We start from the raw sequence: 14,273 nt of genomic DNA on the forward strand, positions 1-14,273 counted from the left end.
CGACCGTTTTCCGTTCCACCCCGCGTCCGTGCTAGGGTTCAACCACCGACGCGGGGTGGAGCAGCTCGGTAGCTCGCTGGGCTCATAACCCAGAGGTCGCAGGTTCAAATCCTGTCCCCGCTACAAAGGCCAGAGGCCCGGAGGATCCTTCCTCCGGGCCTCTGGTGTTTCCCCCGCCGTCCGCCCGCCGCTCCCGTGGCGTTCCTCGTCCCGAAGCGGCGGGAACCGCTCCGGTACTATCGACCGTCGCCAAGGAGGACGGCAGCGGGGTTTGTGAGGTTGAAGTGTCGGGAAATCGACAAAGCGCCGAAGCAATTTCGTCGGCTTCGGGTCGGCCCCGCCGGAATTCGGCCGGGGCAGGTGTACGCGGGTACTGGGTGATGCGACGATGGGACACATGGGGGACGGTGCACGGCCGCTGACCGGCCGTCGGGTCCGGCGCCTCTCCTGGGAGTCCCCCCGGTCGCACGCCGGGGCACGATGCCGCGACACTCTGGGGGAGCGGGAGTCGGCATGAGGCTGATCGGCAAGTCAGGCGCCAGGTCCGCGGCGGCCGCCGAGGCGGACACCGACGCCTGGGCGGAGAGCACCGCCAGCCGCCCCGGAGCCCTGCCCGCCCAGCGCACCAGCGGACTGTCCGAACGCCCCCCGACCGCGGGCTACGGCCCAGACAGCCTCGTCCACGTGTCGACCCGTCAGTTCGCCTCCGCCGTGGGCGCGTACGGGGAGCGGCCCGGCGCGGAGCAGGCCGCCGGCGCCGCGCTCGACCCGGCCGGCCTCGACTCGACCAGCTTCGAGACCGCCCTCGCCGCCCGCGAGTCCGCCGCCCTGGAGGCCCGCCACCGGCAGGCCGCCGACGGCGGCGACCCGGACGCCGCCGGCCGGCTCGGCACCCTGCTGCTGCGCCGCGGCGAACTGGAGGACGCCGAGCCCTACCTGCGCGCCGCCGCGGCCGCCGGGGTGCGCGCCGCCGCCAACAACCTCGGCGTGCTGCTGCACCAGCAGGGCCACCGGGCCGAGGCCGGCCAGTGGTGGCGCCAGGCGGCCGTGGCCGGCAGCGCGCCGGCCGCGCACGCGCTCGGGCTGCAGCTGCGCGACCAGGGCGAGGAGGAGGCCGCCGAGTACTGGCTGCACTTCGCCGCCGACCACGGCCACCCGCTGGGCGCCTACGCGCTGGGCGACCTGATGGAGCACCGGCGCGACGTGCGCGCCGAGCGCTGGTTCAAGGTGTCCGCCGACGCCGGGCACCGGGAGGCCTCCTACCGGCTGGCCCGGATGCGCGAGGCCGCCGGGGACAAGGAGACCGCCGAGACCTGGTACCGCACGGCCGCCGCGCGCAGCCACGCCCGCGCCGCGCTGCGGCTGGGCGTGCTGCTGGAGGAGCGCGCCCGCACCGACCGGTCGCTGCTGGAGGAGGCGGCCCGCTGGTACCGGCAGGCCGCGCAGAACGGGGAGCCGCGCGCGGCCTGCGCGCTGGGCTTCCTGCTGCGCGACTCCGGGGACCAGGCGGCCGCCGCCGAGTGGTGGCAGGAGGCCGCCGAGGCCGGGGACGGCAACGCCGCCAACGCGCTGGGCGCGCTGCACGCGAGCCGGGGCGAGGCCGCCGAGGCCGAGCGCTGGTACCGCGTGGCGCTGGACGCCGGCGACCAGAACGGCGCCTTCAACCTCGGCCTGCTCTGCGCCGGGACCGGCCGCGAGCAGCAGGCCGAGCAGTGGTACCGCCGGGCCGCGTACGCGGGGCACCGGGAGGCCTGCAACGCGCTGGCCGTGGTGCTGCTGCAGCGCGGTGACGAGTCCGGTGCCCAGCCCTGGTTCTCCAAGGCGGCCGAGGCCGGCAGCGTGGACGGCGCGTTCAACCTCGGCGTGCTGCACGCCGGGCGCGGCGAGCACCGGCAGGCCCAGGAGTGGTACGCGCGGGCCGCGGCCGAGGGGCACGGCGAGGCGGCCCTGCAGCTCGCGGTCGTCCAGGAGCAGCGCGGCAACCTGGCCGGGGCGCTGGAGCGCTACCGGCAGGCGGCGGCCGGCGGGTCGGCGGAGGGCGCGTTCCGGCTGGCCTCGCTGCTGGACCGGCGCGGGGACGCGGACGCCGAGGCCGAGCACTGGTACGCGGTGGCGGCCGACGCCGGGCACCGCCGGGCGCAGGTGCGGATGGGCGTGCGGGCGGCCGAGCGCGGGGCGCTGGAGATCGCCGAGAGCTGGTACCGGCGGGCCGCCGAGGCGGGCAGCCGCAGCGCGGCGTTCAACCTCGGGCTGCTGCTGGCCCGGCAGGACAGCGAGGCCGAGGCGATGCTCTGGTACACCCGGGCCGCCGACGCCGGGCACGGCCGGGCGGCGCTGCGCCTGGCGCTGCTGGCGCTGCGCCGCGGGGAGCCGGTGCACGCGGAGAACTGGTGCCGGCGGGCGATCGACTCCGGGCCGGCCGAGGTGGCCGAGCGGGCGGGGCGCTTGCTGGGCGCGCTGAGCGCCGAGCTGAGCGCGTAGCCCCCCGGTCGGGCCGGGCGCCGCTGGGCGCGCCGAACGCCGCGCTGGTCGCACGACTCCGCGGTCAGGGGCGGCAGTTCGGGCACAGGCCGCGGTAGGTGACCTCGGCGGCGGTGACCGTGAAGCCGAAGCGTTCGGCGGCGGGGAGGGCGGCGAGCGGGTCGCCGTGCGGGTGGACGTCGCGGATCGCGCCGCAGTCCGAGCAGATCAGGTGCTGGTGGGCGCGGTGGGCGTTGGGGTCGTAGCGCTTGGCGCGGCCGTCGGTGGCGACCTCCAGGACCTCGCCGAGGCCGACGAGTTCGCCGAGCGTGTTGTAGACGGTGGCGCGGCTGATCTCGGGCAGTCGGGCGGTCGCCCGGGCGTGCACCTCGTCCGCGGTGAGGTGGACGTGGTCGCCGTCCAGGACCTCGGCGACGACCCGGCGTTGCGAGGTCAGTCGCCAGCCTCTTGCGCGCAGTCTCTCCAGCAGGTCGCTCATGCCATCCAGAGTAGGTCAGGCTCCGAGACTGGTTCCAGTATTGACTTGGACAAAGTCCAAGTTAGGATCGTGTCATCGAGACCGGATACCGCGGAGGCACTCCCATGACAGCCCAGGACGAGCTGCGCCCGACCCTGACCACGGAGGCGGGTGCCCCCGTCGCCGACAACCAGAACACCGAGACGGCGGGCGTCGGGGGCCCCGCGCTCATCCAGGACCAGCTCCTGTTCGAGAAGCTCGCGCACTTCAACCGCGAGCGGATCCCGGAGCGCGTGGTGCACGCCCGCGGCGCCGGCGCGTACGGCACCTTCACCGTGACCGCCGACGTGACGCCCTGGACCCGGGCGGCGTTCCTGTCCGCGGTCGGCAAGCAGACCGAGGTCTTCCTGCGCTTCTCCACCGTGGCGGGCAACCTCGGCGCGGCCGACGCGGTGCGCGACCCGCGCGGCTTCGCGCTGAAGTTCTACACCGAGGAGGGCAACTACGACCTCGTCGGCAACAACACCCCGGTGTTCTTCATCAGGGACGCCATCAAGTTCCCCGACTTCATCCACACCCAGAAGCGGGACCCGTACACCGGCTCGCAGGAGGCGGACAACGTCTGGGACTTCTGGGGCCTGTCGCCCGAGGCCACCCACCAGGTGACCTGGCTGTTCGGCGACCGCGGCATCCCGGCCTCGTACCGGCACATGAACGGCTACGGCTCGCACACCTACCAGTGGCAGAACGAGGCCGGCGAGCACTTCTGGGTCAAGTACCACTTCAAGACCGACCAGGGCATCCGCAACCTCACCCAGGCCGAGGCCAACACCCTCGCCGGCGAGGACCCGGACAGCCACCAGCGCGACCTGCGCCAGTCGATCGAGCGCGGCGAGTTCCCCAGCTGGACGGTGCAGGTCCAGATCATGCCGGCGGCCGACGCGGCGAACTACCGCTTCAACCCCTTCGACCTGACCAAGGTCTGGCCGCACGCCGACTACCCGCCGATCGAGATCGGGAAGCTGGAGCTCAACCGCAACCCCGACAACGTCTTCGCCGAGGTCGAGCAGTCGGTGTTCTCCCCGGCGCACTTCGTGCCCGGCATCGGCCCGTCCCCGGACAAGATGCTCCAGGGCCGCCTGTTCGCGTACGCCGACGCCCACCGCTACCGGGTCGGCATCAACGCCGACCACCTGCCGGTGAACCGCCCGCACGCCACCGAGGCCCGCACCAACGGCCGGGACGGCCACCTGTACGACGGCCGCCACGGCCGGCAGAAGAACTACGAGCCGAACAGCTTCGGCGGGCCGGTGCAGACCGGCCGCCCGCTGTGGGCCGCGACCGCCGTCGACGGCACCACCGGCAACCACGTCGCGCCCTCGCACGCCGAGGACGACGACTTCGTGCAGGCCGGCGCCCTGTACCGGCTGTTCTCCGAGGAGGAGAAGCAGCGGCTGATCGCCAACCTGTCGGGCTTCATCGCCAAGGTCTCCGCCGACCGCGAGGACATCGTGGAGCGGGCGGTCGACAACTTCCGCAGGGCCGACGCCGACTTCGGGCAGCGGCTGGACGCGGCGGTCCGGGAGCTGCGCAAGCAGTAGCCCGTCGGGCCGGAGAACGGCGGCCCCCGTGACCGGCTCCCACCGGTCACGGGGGCCGCGCCGGCTCTCAGACCGAGAGCCGGCGCAGGGCCTCCTCGTGCAGCAGGCCGTTCGAGGCGACGGCGTCGGCGCCGCCCGGGCCGGGGACGCCGTCCAGGCCGGTGAAGCGGCCGCCGGCCTCCTCCACGATGATGCAGTTGGCCGCCATGTCCCACAGCGACAGCTCGGGCTCGGCGGCGATGTCGACGGCGCCCTCGGCGACCATCATGTAGGACCAGAAGTCGCCGTAGGCGCGGGTGCGCCAGCAGGCGCGGGTGAGGTCCAGGAACGGGTCGAGGCGCCCGCGCTCCTCCCAGCCGGTGAGCGAGGAGTACGAGAAGGACGCGTCCTCGATCCGGGAGACGCCGGAGACGTGCAGCCGGGAGGCCTTGGCCAGGCTGCGGCCGCCGAACGCGCCCAGGCCCTTGGCGGCCCACCAGCGGCGCTGCAGCGCGGGGGCGGACACGATGCCGACCACCGGGCGTTCGACGCCGTCCGGGCCGTCCTCCAGCAGGGCGATCAGGGTGGCCCAGACCGGGACGCCGCGGATGTAGTTCTTGGTGCCGTCGATCGGGTCGATCACCCAGCGGCGCGGACCCGAGCCCTGGAGGCCGAACTCCTCGCCGAGGACGGCGTCGCGCGGGCGGGCGCGCTGCAGCACGCCGCGCACCAGCTCCTCGGCGGCCTTGTCGGCGTCGCTCACCGGGGTGAGGTCGGGCTTGGTCTCGATCTTCAGGTCGAGGGCGCGGAAGCGCTCCAGGGTGACCGAGTCGGCCGAGTCGGCGAGGACATGGGCGAGTCGGAGGTCGTCGTGGTAGTCGGCCATGCCGGAAACCCTAGCGAGCCTCCCCCGATCGGCACAGCCGGGCTCGCGGAGCGGGGCGGACCGGCCTGCGGCGCGCGGACGTCCGGCGCGGTGCCGCTCGGCGCGGTGCCGCTCGGTGGGTGCCGTTCGGGGCGCCGTGCCGCTCAGTGCGCCGTGCCGCTGAGCTGGAGGCCGATGACGCCGGCGATCACCAGCGAGATCGAGACCAGCTTGAGCACCGAACTGCTCTCGTTCAGGAAGAACATGCCGTAGATCGCGGTGCCGGCCGCGCCGATGCCCGTCCACACCGCGTAGGCGGGGCCGACCGGCAGGCTCTTCAGGGAGAGGGTGAGCAGCCCGAAGCTGCCGAGGGCGAACACGCAGAAGCTGATGGTGGGCCAGAGCTTGGTGAAGCCCTCGCTGAGCTTGAGGTTGATCGCGAAGCCGGTCTCCAGCAGGCCGGCCAGGACCACCAGGGCCCATGCCATCGCGTGCCCTCCCTGTCGATCGACGGTCGGGCCGGGGACGGGCCGACTTTCCTATGATCACCAGGTGGGGCCGCTCCGACACCTCGAACGGGCCACCAACCCCGGGAAAGGGCGCGGCGCCCGCGGGCTCAGTCGGCCTCGCCCTCCTTGCTGGCCAGCAGCCGGCGCAGCGAGTAGAGCCGGGCGGCCTCGGCGTGGCCGTCCTCGACCCAGGCGTCCAGCGCGCAGTCCGGCTCGTCGTGGCTGCACGCGCGCGGGCAGTCGACGGTGCCGGGCTCCAGGTCGGGGAAGGCGTGGATGACCCGGGACGGGTCGATGTGCGAGAGGCCGAAGGAACGGAAGCCGGGGGTGTCGATCACCCAGCCGGGATCCAGCGCCTTCTTCGAGCCCGGCTTGGCGCCGGGCGGCGGCGGCAGCCGCAGCGCCAGGGCGGAGACGGTGGTGTGCCGGCCGCGGCCGGTGACCGCGTTGACCCGCCCGGTCTGCCGCTGGCGGTCCGGGACCAGCGCGTTGACCAGGGTGGTCTTGCCGACGCCCGAGTGGCCGATGAACACCGTGGACAGGCCGCGCAGGTGCGCGCGGACGGCCTCGGCGCCGGTGGTCTCCAGCTCGTCGCGGCGGGTGACCACGTAGGTGATGCCCAGCGGGGCGTAGGAGTCCAGCAGCGACGAGGCCGGGGCGAGGTCCGACTTGGTGAGCACCAGCAGCGGCTCCATGCCCGCGTCGTAGGCCGCCACCAGGCAGCGGTCGATCAGCCGGGGCCGCGGCTCCGGGTCCGCCAGGGCGGTGACGATGGCCAGCTGCTCGGCGTTGGCGACCACGATCCGCTCGTACGGGTCGTCGTCGTCGGCGGTGCGCCGCAGCACCGAGCTGCGCTCCTCGACCCGGACGATCCGGGCCAGGGTGTCGGCGTCCCCGGAGAGGTCGCCGACCAGGTTGACCATGTCGCCGACGACGACGCCCTTGCGGCCCAGCTCGCGGGCCTTCATGGCGACGACCTCGCGCTCCTGCTTCGTCCCCGGGTCGACCAGGCAGGTGATCCGGCCGCGGTCGACGGTCAGCACCATCGCCTCGGCCGCGTCCTCGTGCTTGGGCCGGATCCTGGTCCGCGGCCGGGAGCCCCGGCGGGCCGGGCGGTTGCGGATGTCGTCCTCGTCGGCGTCCTTGCCGTAGCGGCGCATGTGCTCAGTCTCCGCTCAGAGGTCCGCCGCCGCTTCGCCGAGCAGTTCGGCCCACATCCCGGGGAAGTCCGGAAGGGTCTTGGCGGTGGTGGCCACGTTCTCGACCTCCACGCCGGGCACGGCGAGGCCGAGCACGGCCGCGGCGGTGGCGAGGCGGTGGTCCTCGTAGGTGTGGAAGATGCCGCCCCGCAGCGGGCGGGGACGGATCCGCAGGCCGTCCTCGGTCTCGGTGACGTCGCCGCCCAGGTCGTTGATCTCCTTGGCGAGCGCGGCGAGCCGGTCGGTCTCGTGCAGGCGCAGGTGGGCGATGCCGTACAGGTGGGACTCGGAGTCGGCCAGCGCGGCGACGGCGGCGATCACCGGGGTGAGCTCGCCGACGTCGTGCAGGTCCGCCTCGATGCCGTGGATCCGGCCGGTGCCGGTGAACTGGAGGCCCTCGTCGGTGAACTCGCAGGCGCCACCCATCCGGGTGTAGATCTCGCGCAGCTGGTCACCGGGCTGGGTGGTGTGCCGGGGCCAGTCCCGCACGGTGACCCGGCCGCCGGTCACCAGGGCGGCGGCGAAGAACGGCGCGGCGTTGGAGAGGTCCGGCTCGACCACCAGGTCGCGGCCGATCAGGGCGCCGGGGGTGACCCGCCAGACGTCCTTCTCGCCGCCGTCCTCGGGGGCGTCGACCTGGGCGCCGGCGAGGCGCAGCATCTCGACGGTCATCCGGATGTGCGGCAGCGACGGGACCGGGCCGCCGACGTGGCGGACCTCGATGCCGTGGTTGTAGCGGGCGCCGGAGAGCAGCAGGGCGGAGACGAACTGGGACGAGGAGGAGGCGTCCAGCTCGACCGGGCCGCCGTCCAGCGAGCCGGTGCCGTGCACGGTGAGCGGGAAGGCGCCGCGGCCGTCGTCCTCGATCCGGGCGCCGAGCGCGCGCAGGGCGTCGATCACGCCGTGCTGGGGGCGCTCGTAGCAGCGCGGGTCGCCGTCGAAGTGCACCGGGCCGTCGGCGAGGACGGCGAGCGGGGGCAGGAAGCGCATCACGGTGCCGGCGTTGCCGACGTCGACCGAGGCGGGGCCGAGTAGCGCGGGGGCGGGGATGACCCGCCAGGCCTCGCCGCCGCCGGTGCCGCCGGAGTCGTTGTTGACCTTCTCCTCGATGGTGACCCCGAGGGCGCGCAGGCCGTCGGCCATCAGCTGGGAGTCGCGGCTGCGCAGCGGGCGGCGCACCCAGCCCGGCCCGTCGGCGAGTGCCGCCAGCACCAGGGCCCGGTTGGTGACCGACTTGGAGCCGGGGATGGTGACGGTGGCGTCGACGGGGCTGGTCGCGACGGGGGCGGGCCACAGGGTCTCGGTCATGGGGCAAGTCTAGGGGCCGTACGGGAACGGAACGTGACCCGCCCGCTCGCCCGACTACAGCTCGGGGCGGGGCTCGCCCGCTCGCCGCCGGGCGCTAGGACGCGGTGCCGGCGGTCGGCGCTCCGGCGCTCGTGCGGGGCCGGCCGTTCCTCCGGCGGGCCGGGTCAGGAGAGCGGCTGGAGCAGCCAGGCGGCGCCGAGGGCGAGGCAGGCGAGGGCGACGAGCAGGAAGACGGTGACCCAGGCGAGGGCGGGGACGTGGGTGAGGCGGGCGAGCTGGTCGGCGTCGGAGTCGCGGGCCCAGCCGATCCGGCGCTGGTGCTGGAGCTCCAGGACGGGGCGGACGGCGCCGAGGAGGAGGAACCAGCAGCCGAGGTAGGCGAAGCCGGCCTGGACCTCGGCGCTGCCGAACCAGGAGACCAGGAAGAAGGCGCCGCCGGCGACCAGCACGGTGAGGAAGCCGAAGGCGTTGCGGATGCGCAGCAGCAGGGCGAGCAGCAGCACGATCGCCAGCCAGAGCAGCAGAGTGATCCGGTCGGCGGCGAGCAGGGCGGCGCAGCCGAGGCCGAGCAGGGCGGGGGCGGTGTAGCCGGCGGCGGCGGTGAGGACCATGCCGGGGCCGGTGGGGCGGCCGTAGGAGAGGGTGAGCCCGGAGGTGTCGGAGTGCAGCCGGATGCCGGCCAGCTTGCGGCCGGTGGCCAGGGCGATCAGGCCGTGGCCGCCCTCGTGGGCGATGGTCACGGCGTTGCGGGCGACGTGCCACAGCGGCCGGGCCAGGACGGTGAGCAGGGCGGCGGCGCCGGTGGCCAGCACCAGCCAGCCGGGTGGGGCGGTCTGGGTGCCGGTCACCTGGTTCCACAGGTCGCCGAAGGTGTGGTGGTTCGCGTTCATCGGTGTCTCTCCGCCTCCGTCCGCCGCACTGGGCCGTCGCGTTGGGCCGTTCGGGGCAGCCTCCCATGCGGGGGGACGGGCGGGAGGGGGCGGGCGGTTCTGGCCCGGGAGGGCGGGTCCGGCGGACCGGCGGCATGGCAAGCTGGCCCGCATGTGCGGTCGGTTCGCAGCCAGCAGCAAGCCCGAGGACGTCGTCGAGCTGTTCGACGTCGAGCACTGGGATCCCACGGAGACCCTGGACCCGAACTGGAACGTCGCGCCGACGAACAGCGCCTTCGTGGTGCTGGAGCGGCTGGGCCGGGAGCGGCCGCGGCCGCTGCGGCAGCTGCGGGTGCTGCGCTGGGGGCTGGTGCCGCAGTGGTCGAACTCCGCCGAGACGGCGGTGAAGATGATCAACGCCCGGTCGGACACGGTGCACGAGAAGCCCTCGTACCGGCAGGCCTTCGCCGCGCGCCGGTGCATCCTGCCGGTGGACGGCTACTACGAGTGGCAGACGGTGCCGGGGGAGCGCGGCAAGGCGCGCAAGAAGCCGTACTTCGTCTCCCGGGCGGACGGCACCCCGCTGGCGCTGGCCGGGCTGTACGAGTTCTGGCGCAACCGGGCGGTGCCGCCGGGGCACCCGGAGGCCTGGCTGGTGACGTTCACCATCGTCACCACGGACGCCGAGGAGGCGCTGGCGCCGATCCACGAGCGGATGCCGCTGTTCCTGGACCGGCGGGACTGGGACGAGTGGCTGGACCCGCGGCTGACCGATCCGGACGCGCTGCGCCGGCTGCTGATACCCCCGCCGCCGGGCGCGCTGCTGGCCACCCCGGTGTCGCCGGCGGTCGGCAGCATCCGCAACAACGGTCCGGAGCTCAAGGAGCCGTGGGCGGAGGCCGAGTACGAGACCACCCTGTTCTGATCCCACCCGACCTGGCCTGGAACTTCCCGACCGGTCCCGAACTGTTCCGATCCGTTGTGAACACCCCTGGAGTCACCGCGATGAGCACCACCGAACTGGTCCCCACCGAGGCCGGGGAGGCCCGGGTCAGCTACCACCGGGCCGCGCGGCCGCGGGCCGTGCTGGCGCTCGGCCACGGTGCGGGCGGCGGGATCGAGGCCCGGGACCTGGTGGCGCTGGCCGGGCGGCTGCCGGCCCGGGGGATCACCGTGGCGCTGGTCGAGCAGCCCTGGCGGGTGGCGGGCCGCAGGCTCGCCCCGGCGCCGAGGACGCTGGACCTCGGCTGGCGGCCGGTGGCGGAGCGGCTGGCCGGGCAGGGGCTGCCGCTGGTGGTGGGCGGGCGCAGCGCCGGGGCGCGGGTGGCCTGCCGGACGGGCGCGGCGACCGGGGCGGTCGGGGTGGTGGCGCTGGCGTTCCCGCTGCACCCGCCGGGCAAGCCGGAGAAGAGCCGGGCCGGGGAGCTGCTGGAGTCCGGGCTGCCGACGCTGGTGGTGCAGAGCGCGGCGGACCCCTTCGGCGGGCCGGCGGAGTTCCCCGGGCTGCCGGCCGGGCACGAGCTGGTGGCGGTGCCGTACGGCAGCCACGGCTTCGAGGTGCCGAAGCGGGCGCCGGTCGGGCAGCAGGAGGTGCTGGACCTGATCTGTTCGTCGGTGGGGGACTGGGTGCTGGGGCTGCTGTGAGGCCGTGAGCGGGGAGTTTCCACTCGATCACTCGTGCGAGTGAATGCCTGGTGCGACCGGGAATGCGGGCGGGGCCCGCGTGGTTGTCGTCTCCGTCAGCAGGAGTCACCGGTGAGAGGCAGGGCAGATGGGTTCGATCGCGTGCCCGGAACGGCCTGAGGAGCGCGAGGCCACCACGGCGTTCGCACCCTCCTGGTCGGAGTGGCTTGACGCGGGCGAGAAGCCCGTCAGCCCGATATCCTCCATTTCTGGGCGGCCCGCCGTGGGCCGTACCCGTCATGCCGAGGAGGTGGGTCCGGTCGTCGGGACCGAGCACGAGGCCGAGCCGGGCCGTGGCCCGGACGAGGCCCTGCCTGCGGGCGAGGCGCTCACCGGTGAGGAGCTGGCCGAGGCGATCGGTGAGGACACCTACCGGGTGTCGGCGGAGGAGAGCGAGGAGGCCCGGCGGGAGCGCTTCGAGCGCGACGCCCTGGGCTACCTGGATCCGATGTACTCGGCGGCGCTGCGCATGACGCGCAACCCCGCCGACGCGGAGGACCTGCTCCAGGAGGCGTTCGCCAAGGCGTACGCGTCCTTCCACCAGTTCCGTGAGGGCACGAACCTCAAGGCCTGGCTGTACCGCATCCTCACCAACACGTTCATCAACTCGTACCGCAAGAAGCAGCGGGAGCCCCAGCGCACCGCGGCGGAGGAGATCGAGGACTGGCAGCTGGCCCGGGCCGAGTCGCACATGTCGACCGGTCTGCGCTCGGCCGAGACCCAGGCGCTCGACCACCTCCCCGACAGCGATGTGAAGGACGCGCTCCAGGCCATCCCGGAGGAATTCCGGATCGCCGTCTATCTCGCGGACGTAGAAGGCTTTGCGTACAAGGAGATCGCGGACATCATGGGTACTCCCATCGGTACGGTGATGTCCCGGCTGCACCGCGGCCGCCGTCAGCTGCGCGGCATGCTGGAGGATTACGCCCGTGAGCGCGGGCTGGTCCCGGCCGGCAGCGGGGCAGGGCAGGAAGCGAAGGGCTCGGGCTCATGAGCTGCGGCGATCCGCACGAAACCGAGTGTGGCGAGGTCCTCGACCACCTCTACGAATTCCTCGACAACGAGATGCCCGAGGGCGACTGCGCGAAGTTGCGGGTGCACTTCGAGGAGTGCTCGCCCTGCCTGAAGCAGTACGGGCTGGAGCAGGCGATCAAGGCGCTGATCAAGCGCTCCTGCGGGTGCGACGACACCCCGACCGACCTGCGGAGCAAGGTGCTGGCCAGGATCGACTCGATCCGGGCCGGGCAGCGTTCGGGCGAGCAGGTGGTGGTCGCGGTGGAGACCACCGTCGAGCTGCACGCCGAGTCGGCCCGGCCGGCGCCCAAGCCGGGCGGGGCCGCCGAGGCGAAGCCGGCCGGGCGTTCCGGCGCTCCGGTGGAGGCCGGCGCCCAGGTGGAGTGACGGCCCGTCGGCGAACGTCCGTACGGCGAACGCCCGTGCGGTGGTCGCTCGGGTGGTCGACCACCGGATGCGGTGGTCCGCCGGCCCGCCGGTGAGGGCGGGCCGGACGGTTCGGGCAAGGAGGGCAGCGGCCCCGGGAGTGCGAGCTCCCGGGGCCGCTCCCGTTCCGCCCGGATGCGCCCTCACTCGATCGAGTGAGTTGGCGGTGCGCCAACTGCGCCGTTGCGCCATCATGCGTCCCCATGCGGGGGGCGGCGGCCTATTCTCCTGACGGACACTCACCGTCGGTCCGCCCGACGTGTCGAGGCAACACGGGGTCCGTACGGCGGGGAGGTCGAGATCGCTACCGACTGTGGAGGACCGACCCTGCCGCGGGGGGCGGCGCGCTACCTGGTGGCCGTCCCGGTGGCGGCGCTGTGCTGCCTGGTGCCGCTGCTGCCGGCCGCGGCCGCCCCCGGGGTGCCGCACTGGCTCGGCGCGCCGGTGGACTGGCCCAAGGTCGGCCTGCTGGCCTTCCTGCACGGCTGCTGGGAGTCCCTGGCCCAGGGCCTGCCCACGCCCTGCCTGGTGATGGTGCGCCGACTGCTGCGCCGGTCGGCGCCGCCCGAGCGCGCGCCCGCCCGGCCCGGGGTCCACGCCTTCTTCCCGGTGCTGTTCGCCGGGGTGCTGATGCTCCCGCCGGCCGCCGCCGCCCTGGTCGCCGTCCCGGCCGCGCTGCTCGGCGGACCGAGCGGGCCCGGCTGCCGCCCGCGCCGGCTGTTCAACGGCTCCCAGCTCGCGCTGTGCACCTTCGCCTCCTCGGCCGCCTTCCACCTGCTGCACGGCCCGCAGCTGCTGCTCGGCTCCCGCTTTCCGGCCGCGCTGCTGCCCGCAATCGCCGCCGTCGCGGTGTTCTGCCTGGTCAACGGGGCGGTGGTGGGCGTGATGCTGGTGCTCAGCGAAGGCCGCCGGCCCCGGGTGCTGCTGCGCGGGGCGCACTCGGCGTGCGGACTGCCGGTGCTGGTGCACGCGGCCGGCGGGCTGATGGTCGCGGTGCTCTGGCAGGGCCCGTACGGCGCGTTCGCGGCGCTGCTCACGCTGCTGCCGCTGTCCATCTCGGCCTGGGTGTTCGCCCAGGGCCAGCGCGAGCGGGACGCCCACCAGGCCACCGTGCAGTCGCTGGTGCAGGCCGTGGAGATCAAGGACTCCTACACCCGGGGCCACAGCGAGCGGGTCGGGCGGGCGTCGGTGCTGATCGCCACTCAGCTCGGCATGGAGGACGAGCGGCTGCGCACCCTGCGCTTCGCCGGCATCCTGCACGACGTCGGCAAGCTCGGGGTGGCCACCGAGCTGCTGCGCAGAAACGGTCCCCTCACCGAGGAGGAGCGCCGGGCGGTGGAGATCCACCCCGTGTACGGGTACGAGCTGGTGCGCGGGATCGACTTCCTCGGCGAGGCGCACGCCGGGATCCTGCACCACCACGAGCGGATGGACGGCCGGGGCTACCCGAGCGGGCTGGCCGGCGAGCAGATCCCCGAGTTCGCCCGGATCATCTCGGTCGCCGACGCCTTCGACTCGATGACCTCCACCCGCTCCTACCGGCGCGGGCGCCCGGTCGGCGAGGCGGTCGCGGAGCTGGAGCGCTGCTCGGGCAGCCAGTTCGACCCGGTGATGGTGCGGGCGCTGATCGACGCGCTGGCCGGGCACGACTGGCAGCCGGTGGTGCACCCCGAGGACTGCATCCAGGCGGTGCCGGACATCCCGCTCGGGGTGCCCGAGCCGGTCCGGGCGGCGCCGGGCCGGGTGCCGACCCAGGGCGGGAACGTTCCCGCGGCCGGGCAGCCGTGAGGCCCCCCGGGCGCGCGGCCCGGGGACGTCAGGGCCTCGGGCGCTCGGCCGACGGGCGTCGGGCCGCCGGTCGGGCGGTCGACCGGGCGGCCGC

13 protein-coding genes and 1 tRNA gene are annotated in these 14,273 nt (G+C 74.3%); 8 read left to right on the forward strand and 6 right to left on the reverse strand.

Translation table 11 applies throughout. The features are described 5' to 3' along the window. Window positions 1-49: 49 nt before the first annotated feature. Both ACZ5GH_RS22580 and ACZ5GH_RS22585 read left to right on the forward strand, forming a co-directional pair. Window positions 50-123, forward strand: a tRNA-Met gene (locus ACZ5GH_RS22580). Between the two features lie 390 nt (window positions 124-513). Next, window positions 514-2,481 carry a tetratricopeptide repeat protein gene (locus ACZ5GH_RS22585; RefSeq protein ID WP_387750043.1) on the forward strand — a complete coding sequence of 656 codons (1,968 nt, stop codon included), beginning with the start codon at window positions 514-516 and terminating at the stop codon, window positions 2,479-2,481. Window positions 2,482-2,545: 64 nt separating this feature from the next. Here ACZ5GH_RS22585 and ACZ5GH_RS22590 read toward each other — a convergent pair whose 3' ends face one another. Then, window positions 2,546-2,959, reverse strand: a complete 414-nt coding sequence (locus ACZ5GH_RS22590) for a Fur family transcriptional regulator (protein ID WP_464335120.1) — start codon at window positions 2,957-2,959, stop codon at window positions 2,546-2,548. A gap of 104 nt (window positions 2,960-3,063) precedes the next feature. Here ACZ5GH_RS22590 and ACZ5GH_RS22595 point away from each other — a divergent pair, with 104 nt between their 5' ends. After that, window positions 3,064-4,539 (forward strand): catalase, encoded by a 1,476-nt coding sequence (locus ACZ5GH_RS22595; RefSeq protein ID WP_464335121.1) that lies wholly within the window; start codon window positions 3,064-3,066, stop codon window positions 4,537-4,539. Between the two features lie 67 nt (window positions 4,540-4,606). On the opposite strand, the gene hisN is transcribed toward ACZ5GH_RS22595, so the two are convergent. The 5 genes from hisN to ACZ5GH_RS22620 form a co-directional block, all read right to left on the reverse strand. Continuing rightward, window positions 4,607-5,404 carry a histidinol-phosphatase gene (gene hisN / locus ACZ5GH_RS22600; protein WP_387750052.1) on the reverse strand — a complete coding sequence of 266 codons (798 nt, stop codon included), beginning with the start codon at window positions 5,402-5,404 and terminating at the stop codon, window positions 4,607-4,609. A 143-nt stretch (window positions 5,405-5,547) separates the two neighbouring features. Beyond that, window positions 5,548-5,871, reverse strand: coding sequence for a DMT family transporter (locus ACZ5GH_RS22605; RefSeq protein WP_387750055.1), 324 nt, complete (start codon window positions 5,869-5,871; stop codon window positions 5,548-5,550). A 128-nt stretch (window positions 5,872-5,999) separates the two neighbouring features. After that, window positions 6,000-7,052, reverse strand: coding sequence for a ribosome small subunit-dependent GTPase A (rsgA, locus tag ACZ5GH_RS22610; RefSeq protein ID WP_387750058.1), 1,053 nt, complete (start codon window positions 7,050-7,052; stop codon window positions 6,000-6,002). A 15-nt stretch (window positions 7,053-7,067) separates the two neighbouring features. Beyond that, window positions 7,068-8,399 carry a 3-phosphoshikimate 1-carboxyvinyltransferase gene (aroA, locus tag ACZ5GH_RS22615; protein WP_464335122.1) on the reverse strand — a complete coding sequence of 444 codons (1,332 nt, stop codon included), beginning with the start codon at window positions 8,397-8,399 and terminating at the stop codon, window positions 7,068-7,070. A gap of 164 nt (window positions 8,400-8,563) precedes the next feature. Next, window positions 8,564-9,289, reverse strand: a complete 726-nt coding sequence (locus tag ACZ5GH_RS22620; RefSeq protein WP_387750064.1) for a M50 family metallopeptidase — start codon at window positions 9,287-9,289, stop codon at window positions 8,564-8,566. Between the two features lie 151 nt (window positions 9,290-9,440). Between ACZ5GH_RS22620 and ACZ5GH_RS22625 the strand changes: the two genes are divergently transcribed. From ACZ5GH_RS22625 to ACZ5GH_RS22645, 5 genes are all read left to right on the forward strand, one after another. Continuing rightward, the gene (locus ACZ5GH_RS22625; RefSeq protein WP_464335123.1) at window positions 9,441-10,193 is read left to right on the forward strand and encodes an SOS response-associated peptidase; all 753 of its coding nucleotides are present in this window, start codon (window positions 9,441-9,443) and stop codon (window positions 10,191-10,193) included. An 80-nt stretch (window positions 10,194-10,273) separates the two neighbouring features. Further along, window positions 10,274-10,912, forward strand: a complete 639-nt coding sequence (locus ACZ5GH_RS22630) for an alpha/beta hydrolase family protein (RefSeq protein WP_401110651.1) — start codon at window positions 10,274-10,276, stop codon at window positions 10,910-10,912. Window positions 10,913-11,201: 289 nt separating this feature from the next. Beyond that, a complete protein-coding gene (locus tag ACZ5GH_RS22635) occupies window positions 11,202-11,945 on the forward strand; it encodes a sigma-70 family RNA polymerase sigma factor (protein ID WP_387750071.1) in 744 nt (247 codons plus the stop codon). Next, entirely contained in the window at window positions 11,942-12,352 is a 411-nt protein-coding gene (rsrA, locus tag ACZ5GH_RS22640) for a mycothiol system anti-sigma-R factor (protein WP_387750073.1), read from the forward strand. The genes ACZ5GH_RS22635 and rsrA overlap by 4 nt, the downstream gene beginning before the upstream one ends. Before the next feature lie 393 nt (window positions 12,353-12,745). Next, entirely contained in the window at window positions 12,746-14,179 is a 1,434-nt protein-coding gene (locus tag ACZ5GH_RS22645) for an HD-GYP domain-containing protein (RefSeq protein WP_464335124.1), read from the forward strand. Window positions 14,180-14,273: the final 94 nt, after the last annotated feature.

The sequence above is a fragment of the Kitasatospora sp. Xyl93 genome (genome assembly GCF_055383135.1).

Bases quoted from the DNA above. Each gene is read 5' to 3' on its own strand.
- aroA (WP_464335122.1), bottom strand. From the start codon at position 8,399: ATGACCGAGACCCTGTGGCCCGCCCCCGTCGCGACCAGCCCCGTCGAC.
- ACZ5GH_RS22590 (WP_464335120.1), bottom strand. From the start codon at position 2,959: ATGAGCGACCTGCTGGAGAGACTGCGCGCAAGAGGCTGGCGACTGACC.
- rsrA (WP_387750073.1), top strand. From the start codon at position 11,942: ATGAGCTGCGGCGATCCGCACGAAACCGAGTGTGGCGAGGTCCTCGAC.
- ACZ5GH_RS22620 (WP_387750064.1), bottom strand. From the start codon at position 9,289: ATGAACGCGAACCACCACACCTTCGGCGACCTGTGGAACCAGGTGACC.
- ACZ5GH_RS22625 (WP_464335123.1), top strand. From the start codon at position 9,441: ATGTGCGGTCGGTTCGCAGCCAGCAGCAAGCCCGAGGACGTCGTCGAG.
- hisN (WP_387750052.1), bottom strand. From the start codon at position 5,404: ATGGCCGACTACCACGACGACCTCCGACTCGCCCATGTCCTCGCCGAC.
- ACZ5GH_RS22595 (WP_464335121.1), top strand. From the start codon at position 3,064: ATGACAGCCCAGGACGAGCTGCGCCCGACCCTGACCACGGAGGCGGGT.
- ACZ5GH_RS22630 (WP_401110651.1), top strand. From the start codon at position 10,274: ATGAGCACCACCGAACTGGTCCCCACCGAGGCCGGGGAGGCCCGGGTC.
- ACZ5GH_RS22585 (WP_387750043.1), top strand. From the start codon at position 514: ATGAGGCTGATCGGCAAGTCAGGCGCCAGGTCCGCGGCGGCCGCCGAG.
- ACZ5GH_RS22605 (WP_387750055.1), bottom strand. From the start codon at position 5,871: ATGGCATGGGCCCTGGTGGTCCTGGCCGGCCTGCTGGAGACCGGCTTC.
- rsgA (WP_387750058.1), bottom strand. From the start codon at position 7,052: ATGCGCCGCTACGGCAAGGACGCCGACGAGGACGACATCCGCAACCGC.